At 57.2% G+C, this 7,910-nt stretch carries 5 protein-coding genes; all 5 read left to right on the top strand.

Features of this window, described 5'->3' with window-relative positions:
* Positions 1 to 588, top strand: a 588-nt coding sequence (locus OKC40_RS21280) for an N-6 DNA methylase (RefSeq protein WP_270796911.1), incomplete at its 5' end; no start/stop codon positions are given.
* Positions 578 to 1,906, top strand: a complete 1,329-nt coding sequence (locus tag OKC40_RS21275) for a restriction endonuclease subunit S (protein WP_270796909.1) — start codon at positions 578 to 580, stop codon at positions 1,904 to 1,906. The genes OKC40_RS21280 and OKC40_RS21275, both read left to right, overlap by 11 nt.
* Positions 1,897 to 4,230 (top strand): AAA family ATPase, encoded by a 2,334-nt coding sequence (locus tag OKC40_RS21270; protein ID WP_232091588.1) that lies wholly within the window; start codon positions 1,897 to 1,899, stop codon positions 4,228 to 4,230. The genes OKC40_RS21275 and OKC40_RS21270 overlap by 10 nt, the downstream gene beginning before the upstream one ends.
* A gap of 110 nt (positions 4,231 to 4,340) precedes the next feature.
* Complete coding sequence (locus OKC40_RS21265; protein ID WP_232091587.1) at positions 4,341 to 5,555, top strand: McrC family protein; 1,215 nt, start codon at positions 4,341 to 4,343, stop codon at positions 5,553 to 5,555.
* 33 nt (positions 5,556 to 5,588) lie between these two features.
* On the top strand, positions 5,589 to 7,910 hold a 2,322-nt coding region (locus OKC40_RS21260), incomplete at its 3' end, for a type I restriction endonuclease subunit R (protein ID WP_270796907.1).

Genomic DNA, 7,910 nt, shown 5'->3' with positions numbered 1-7,910 from the left:
CATATGCTCTACCACCTCAAGCCAACTGGTCGTGCCGGTATCGTGCTGGCCAATGGCTCAATGAGTTCCAGCCAGAACAGCGAGGGTGATATTCGCCGTGCCATGGTGGAGGCGGACGTGGTGGAGTGCATGGTGGCCCTGCCGGGGCAGCTGTTCTTCAACACCCAGATCCCGGCCTGCCTATGGTTCCTCGCTAAGAACAAGACCCGCCGCCAGGGGGAAGTGCTGTTTATCGATGCTCGCAAGCTGGGCACCATGATCAGCCGGGTGCAGTGCGAACTCGATGAGAGCGCGATTACCCGTATAGCCGATACCTTCCACGCATGGAAAGGTGACGGGGAGTGCGATCAGCCTTACGAGGATGTAGCGGGCTTCTGCCGCAGCGTAACCTTGGCCGAGATTGCCGAGCATGGCCATGTGTTGACCCCTGGCCGCTATGTAGGGGCCGAAGAGGTTGAGGAGGACGATGAGGCCTTTGCCGACAAGATGGCGCGCTTGACCAAGCAACTGGGTGGCCAGATGAGCAAGGGAGCCGAGTTGGACCAGTTGATCAAACAGAAGCTGGGGGGGTTGGGATATGTGTTCTGAATGGCCGCTGATACCACTACGTGACTTTGTTGACTTGCTCGCAGGTTTTGCATTCAAGAGTACTGGTTATTCTGATGGCCAAGACGATGTTCGTTTGCTTCGTGGAGATAACATTGCGCCAGGTAGAGTTCGGTGGGATGGGGTAAAGCGATGGTCTCGTGAAAATGCTGTTGGCCTTGAACGGTATGCGCTTGAGCCTGGAGATGTTGTTCTGGCGATGGATCGCCCGTGGATTCCGGCTGGCCTGAAAGTTGCTCAAGTGCAAGCTACAGATACGCCCAGTTACCTAGTACAACGGGTTGCTCGGATCCGGCCTGCCTCAAGAGAAGATTGCAGCTTCTTGTTCGCATTATTGTCGACTCCTGAATTTGAATCGTACATTCAGAATGTGACGACAGGAACTGCAGTTCCGCATATCAGCGCAAAGCAAATACTCGATTTCGAGTTCAGGCTCCCCCCTGCGTACGTGAGAGCCAAAGTTGGGGAAATCGTTGCTGCGCTTAACGAACGTATCACTTTGTTGCGAGAGACCAACACCACGCTGGAGGCGATGGCGCAGGCGCTGTTCAAGTCGTGGTTTGTTGACTTCGACCCGGTCCATGCCCGTGCTCGTGGCGAGCAACCAGCAGGTCTGACCCCCGAGGTCGCCGCCCTGTTCCCCGACAGCTTCGAAGAGTCAGACCTTGGTCAGGTGCCGAAGGGGTGGAGCACGGGTTCACTTAACGATCTTGCTTTACTCAATCCTGAATCTTGGACCGTTAAGAATCGACCTGACTCTGTGGCTTATGTTGATTTGGCCAATGCCAAAGAGAACGAGATTGCCGAGATCACTGAGTTTCTGTTTGAGGATGCACCTAGTCGGGCGAGACGAGTATTGCGTGATGGTGACACGATCGTGGGCACTGTCCGGCCGGGTAACCGCTCTTATGCGTTCATCAGCAATCCTCGGCCTAATTTGACTGGAAGCACTGGTTTTGCGGTACTGCGGCCCAAGCAGAAGGCTGCGACCGAGTATGTCTATCTTGCAGCTACTGCGAATAGCAGCATTGAATACCTTGCACATGTTGCTGATGGTGGTGCTTATCCGGCTGTTCGTCCGGAGGTAGTAAGCAATTTGCCGTGCGTCCTACCGAGTTATGATGTTCTCAACGCTTTCCATGCGGTTGCGGCCCCACTTTTTGCCAAGGTGGCAGCGAATCACCAGCAAGCCCAAACCCTCGCCAACTTGCGCGATACACTGCTACCCCGCCTGATCTCCGGTCAACTGCGCTTGCCGGATGCCGAGGAACAACTGAGCGAGGCCGGACTATGTCAGTAACTCAGGAAGGCTATCGGAACTACCTGTTAGCCCGGCCGATGACGGCTAATACCGTGGACTCGTACTGCTCAGGTATTAACCACCTTGCTAGGCACTGTGGGCTGGACCTGTGGTCTATCACCGATATTGTTCAACTAGAGTCACTGCTTGCCAGTTATGACTTAGGGGGGGAGTTGGCTGAGGAGGGCAATTACGGGAATGGGGCTGCACGTAATGCGCTGCGTCAATTTCGTGATTATGTCGTCAGCCAGTTGCAGGATGTTAAAAACGTGGATGGTACATCCGAATATCAGGCATTTTGGGACTCCCTTGGTGCGCGTGAGCGAGAGTGGGCTCAATGGGTGATTGACGAGGCGACTCAGCGTTTCCCTAAAGCGGATCAATGGATTAATAGAGGAGGGCCAAGCTGGGTTCTGGGAATCAAGCCAAAAGGTGCCTCTAAAGCCATTTCGCAAGTATTGAGAATCGCTCGAGACCAAGGAAAAAAATTGTGGTGTACCGTTCTGCTAAAAGGGGAACGCTATGCTGCCATTACGCCTGAGCCAAAGCATGGAGAGCTCCGGTATCAGGCTGACACCAGTGAAAGTGTTTCAGCTTGGTTTGATAGTACCGTGGTGCCCTTGATAAAAAATGAGAATATCAATGTAAACGGACACAGTAATCGGCCTGTCGGTGCGCCTTCAGTTCCACAGAAGTCAGAGACGAACATCATGAATGACCTAGTTCCCCTGAATCAGATCCTCTATGGCCCGCCCGGCACAGGTAAGACCTATCACACCATTAACAAGGCGCTGGCCATTCTGGACCCTGAGTGCTGGTCCCAATACGACAAGGATGAAAGCCCAGAGGCCCGCAAGGCGCTTAAGGCGCGCTTTGATGAGCTGGTCAAGGAGGGACGTATCGACTTTGTGACCTTCCACCAGAGCTTCAGTTATGAGGACTTTGTGGAGGGGATCCGGGCTGAGAGTGATGGAGACAGCGGTCAACTGACTTATGACGTGGTTGATGGTGTCTTCAAGCGCATGTGTGACGCGGTGGCAGCCAAAGTCACGCGCAGCGACAGCCATGAGGCGATGACGCTGGAGGGACGCCGGGTCTGGAAGATGTCACTTGGAAATACCAAGGGGGATGATGCTCATATCTTTGATGACTGTATTGAAGAGGGGGTGATCCGTCTGGGGTATGGAGGCGCGCATGATTACAGCCAATGTAAGAGCCGTGAAGAGGTGCAGGCTCTGCTGGAGCAATCAACTGGCAAGATAGATAACGCATATGACTACACCGTTACCAGCGTGATGACGCTGGTGAACCGGATGAAGGTTGGCGACCTAGTTGTTGTGACTGATGGTAATTTCAAGTTCCGGGCTATTGGTGAGATTAAAGGGGATTACCGACGGGAACTTCATCCCGATTATGATGATGGTTATGCTCAGGTTCGTCCGGTCAAGTGGCTATGCCAGTTCAGTCCCTCGCTCCCATGTAGTGAACTGATCAACGGTCGCTTTAGTCAGATGACGCTCTATGAATTGAAGGCTCCGACCTTGATCCCGGAGAAGCTGCTTGCTCTGGTCAATGCCACTGCATCACAAGCTGGGTCGCAGAGTGAACCTGGTGCCACGCCATCAAACAAACGCGTATTGATCATCGACGAGATCAACCGGGGCAATGTTTCGCGCATCTTCGGTGAGTTGATCACCCTGATAGAGCCAAGCAAGCGAGCTGGGGCAAGCGAGGCGCTGACCACCACGCTGCCTTACTCCAAGCGCCCCTTTAGCGTACCGGACAACCTCTACCTTATCGGCACCATGAACACCGCTGACCGCTCCTTGGCCGGACTCGATATCGCGCTGCGTCGCCGCTTTGTGTTTGAAGAGATGCCGCCCAGGGCCGAGCTGCTTAATGGCGTGGTCATCGAGGATGAGGAGCACAAGGTAGACGTAGGCCGCTTGCTGCACACGCTGAACCAGCGCATTGAGGTGCTGTTGGACCGCGACCATTGCCTCGGTCATGCCTACTTTATGCCGCTCAAAGCGACTGCAAAGCCAACCTTGGCGCAGTTGGGATACATCTTCCAGCATCAGATCCTGCCGCTATTGCAGGAGTACTTCTTTGAGGACTGGCAGCGTATCGCCTGGGTGCTCAATGATCATCGCAAGAGCCGCGCTGAGGCGATGTTCCTCACACCTCCCAAACTCGATATCAAGACCCTGCTTGGTGATATAGCGGTTGGGGGGCAGCGCCAACGTTGGTGCATCAATGAGAAGGCGTTTACGCGTATTGAGGCCTATGCCTTGACCATCGAGGGTGACAAGGGGGCGCAGTGAAGGCTCCCATCACGGTTCGTGAGTACGACCGACTGGTTGTGAGAGATAACTGCGTGCCAGTTCAGGCACATCCTGATATCGATCAAGTGGATTTTGATTGGCTCTGTCAGTTGAGTCAGCGTTATAAGGTCACCCATGCTCCTGCCCTGATACAGGTGGAAGATAGCCGGACCTTGCAACTGGACAACTACGTGGGGGTGATAGAGACCCCCACCGGGCAGGTGATCGAGATCCTGCCCAAGACCGCCAGTGAGGGTGACCCACCCGAGCATGGCCGCGAGTTGATCCGCCGGATGCTGGAGCGAGCCCTGGATCTGCCCCCCCGTGAAACGGCGGAGGCGTCGCTGGAACGCTTTGATATGCCGCTCAACGAGTGGGTTATCGCGCGCTTTTTGGCCGAGCTCGATCAGCTGGTCAAACGCGGCGTGCGCAGTGACTATCAGCGCCTTGAGGCGACCGAGCCGTTCTTGCGTGGTCAGCTGGATGTCGCCCGGCAGATGCGCCAGCCACCGGGCCGGGGCCACCACTTTGCGTTACGTTACGACCTCTTCTTGCCCGACCGGGCTGAGAACCGGCTGCTCAAGCGGGCGCTGGAGACCGTCGCCAATGCGACTCAGCACCCGGACAACTGGCGGTTGGCACAGGAGCTGCGCCACTTGCTGGTGGATGTGCCTGCCAGCCGCGATGTGGAAGGGGACTTCAGACTGTGGCGACATGACCGCTTGATGGCTCACTATCAAGGGGTTCGGCCGTGGTGTGAGCTCATCCTCTATCGTGCCATGCCGAGTGCCCTGAATGGTGAGTGGCGTGGCATCAGCCTGCTGTTCCCCATGGAGAAGCTGTTCGAGCGCTATGTAGAGTCGTGCCTGCGTGAACAGCTGTTGCCCGATGCCAACCTCAAAGCCCAGGTGGCCAGTCAGTACCTTTGCACCCAGCAAGGCAAGCAGATGTTCCGGTTACAGCCGGACCTCTTGTTGCAGCACGGCAACAAGCGTTGGGTGATGGATGTGAAGTGGAAGCGGCTCGATAGCAGCGACCGTGACGGCAAGTACGGCATCAGCCAGGGTGACCTATACCAGCTGTTCGCTTATGGCCACAAGTACCTGACCGAGCAAGATTATGGTCATCTGGTATTGATTTATCCATCATGGAGCCAGCTCAAAGTTCCACTCGAACCTTTTTGTTATGATGCCCGCCTGACGTTGTGGGTCTTGCCGTTTGACTTGGCTGCCAGTTCGTCCCACCGGCTGATATTGCCTTGCCAGCCGAGGGCGGATTCTGCGTGCGAACTGCGTTTGCCACTGAGGCCCACCGAGCCCGCCTGACGGGCGTTTCTCCTTGTTGATGAGTGATGGTGCATGACCGAAGATCAGTTGGAACAAGAGGTGCTGGGGTGGTTGGCCGAGGTGGGCTATCGCGTGGTGTGTGGCTATGATGTGGCCCCCGATTCTGATAACCCGTGGCGTGAGCAGTTCCAGCAAGTGCTGCTGCGCGAGCGCTTGCGGGAGGCGATTGCCCGGCTCAACCCCTCCGTGCCGCTGGTGGCGCGTGAAGATGCGCTGACCCAAGTGGTCAACCTCGATACCCCGGCGCTGCTGTCGGCCAACCGGGCATTTCACCGCTTGCTGGTGAATGGAGTGCCAGTCCAGTACCAGCGCGATGGCGAAACGGTGGGGGACTTTGTCCGCCTCGTTGACTTCGAGCAGCCCACCGCCAACGAGTGGCTCGCCATCAACCAGTTCTCTATCAAGGGGCCCAAACACACCCGCCGCCCCGACATCATCCTCTTCATCAACGGGCTGCCGCTGGTGGTGCTGGAGCTCAAGAACCCGGCCGACGTGCATGCCGACATCTGGAAGGCATTCGACCAACTGCAGACCTACAAGGAGCAGATCCCCGACCTGTTCCAGTACAACGAGATCATGATTGCCTCCGATGGTAGCGAGGCGCGGATGGGATCGCTGTCTGCGGATGCCGAACGCTTTATGCAGTGGCGCACTGTGGATGGGGTCAACCTCGACCCCTACGGTGAGTTTGGCGAGCTGGAGACCATGGTGCGCGGCATTCTGACCCCGGCCATGTTGCTCGATTACCTGCGCTTCTTCGTGCTGTTTGAAGACGATGGCCGGTTGGTCAAGAAGATCGCCGGTTACCATCAGTTCCATGCGGTGCGCGCGGCGATCACCCAGGTGGTGGCGGCGTCGCGCCCCGGTGGTAGCCATAAGGGCGGGGTGGTGTGGCATACCCAGGGCAGCGGCAAGAGCATCACCATGACCTGCTTTGCGGCGCGGGTGATGCGCGAGGCGGCGATGGAGAACCCGACCATCGTGGTGATTACCGACCGTAATGACCTTGATGGCCAGCTGTTCGGGGTCTTCTCACTCTCGCAAGATTTGATCCGCGAGCAGCCGGTGCAGGTGGAGACCCGCGGCGATCTGCGCAGCAAGCTGGCCAACCGCCCCTCCGGCGGCATTGTGTTTGCCACCATCCAGAAGTTTATGCCCGGCGCGGATGAAGACACCTTCCCGGTGCTGAGCGAGCGCGCCAACATCGTGGTGATTGCCGATGAGGCGCACCGCACCCAGTACGGTTTCAGCGCCTCGCTCAAAGCGCCAGGCAAGGTTGCAGAAGGGGCTGCGCGCTATCAGGTCGGGTATGCACAGCACTTGCGCGACGCGCTGCCCAACGCGACGTTCGTGGCCTTTACCGGTACGCCCGTATCAGCGGAAGACCGCGACACTCGCGCCGTCTTTGGCGACTACATCCACGTCTACGACATGCAGCAGGCCAAGGACGATGGTGCCACGGTTGCCATCTACTACGAGTCACGCTTGGCCAAGTTGTCACTTAATAACGAAGAGCTTCCCCACATCGACGACGAAGTGGATGAGTTGGCCGAGGATGAGGAAGAGAGCGAGCAGGCCAAGCTTAAGTCACGGTGGGCAGCCTTGGAGAAGGTGGTTGGCAGCAAGCCAAGAATTGAGCGGGTTGCCGCCGATCTGGTGGCCCACTTCGAAGAGCGCAATCAGGCGCAGCATGGCAAGGCCATGGTGGTCGCCATGAGCCGCGAGATTTGCGTGCACTTGTATGATGCCATCGTGGCCCTGCGCCCCGACTGGCATGACCCGGACCCCGACAAGGGGGCCATCAAGATCGTGATGACCGGTAGCGCTTCTGACAAGGCATTGCTGCGGCCCCACATCCATGCCACCCAAGTGAAGAAACGGCTGGAGAAGCGGTTCAAAGACCCGAGTGACCCGCTCAAGCTGGTCATCGTGCGTGATATGTGGCTGACCGGCTTCGATGCGCCCTGCGTGCATACCCTCTATGTGGACAAGCCGATGAAGGGCCACAACCTGATGCAGGCGATTGCACGGGTGAACCGGGTGTTCAAGGACAAGCAAGGCGGGCTGGTGGTCGATTACATCGGGATCGCCAACGAGCTCAAGAGCGCCATCAAGGAGTACACCGCCAGCAAAGGACGGGGCAAGCCGACCGTCGATGCCCATGAGGCCTACGCGGTGTTGGAGGAGAAACTCGATATCCTGCGCGCCCTGCTGCATGGCTTTGATTACAGCGACTACCTCACCGGTGGCCACAAGCTGCTCGCCGGGGCCGCCAACTTTATTCTTGGCCTTGAGGATGGCAAGAAGCGCTTTGCCGACAACGCGCTGGCGATG

It is taken from the genome of Aeromonas sp. QDB11 (genome assembly GCF_027705265.1).
In the GTDB taxonomy this organism is placed as follows: Bacteria; Pseudomonadota; Gammaproteobacteria; order Enterobacterales; family Aeromonadaceae; genus Aeromonas; species Aeromonas allosaccharophila.
Note: the sequence above shows the minus strand (reverse complement) of the source record. Positions and strands in the feature narration are given on the sequence as shown.